Annotated in this window: 1 pseudogene; it reads right to left on the bottom strand. The window is 36.0% G+C overall.

Annotated elements, in window-relative coordinates:
- Positions 1 to 107: 107 nt before the first annotated feature.
- A pseudogene (locus AB4585_RS23820) lies at positions 108 to 347 on the bottom strand (sensor histidine kinase); the annotation flags it as partial.

Raw genomic sequence — 347 nt, forward strand, 5'->3', positions numbered from 1 at the left:
GTATCAAGACAATGCCGATGAAGTCATGACGTTGTATAAGCAGAAATCGTAGTAAGAATTGAAAAGGCTCCGACATACCGTAGGAGCCTTCATTGATGCATTGGAGCCTATTGATGTCTAAATTCTATTAATACATTCATCCCTGAATGTAATGTAATATTTTCATAATGCCAACCATATCGTTTGATCAATCGTTCGGTTAACTCCAAACCTAAACCAAAACCTAACTCCTGCTCTGATCCGTTGTCAGTTAAGTTGTAATTGTTGATCTGTAATTCTTTGCCAATTTGCTTTATTTCAACTTCTCCGTGATAAGTGTGTTGGAAAGCATTTCGAATTAAATTTGT

This window comes from Vibrio sp. 10N.222.49.C9, assembly GCF_041474985.1.
GTDB lineage: Bacteria > Pseudomonadota > Gammaproteobacteria > Enterobacterales > Vibrionaceae > Vibrio > Vibrio crassostreae_C.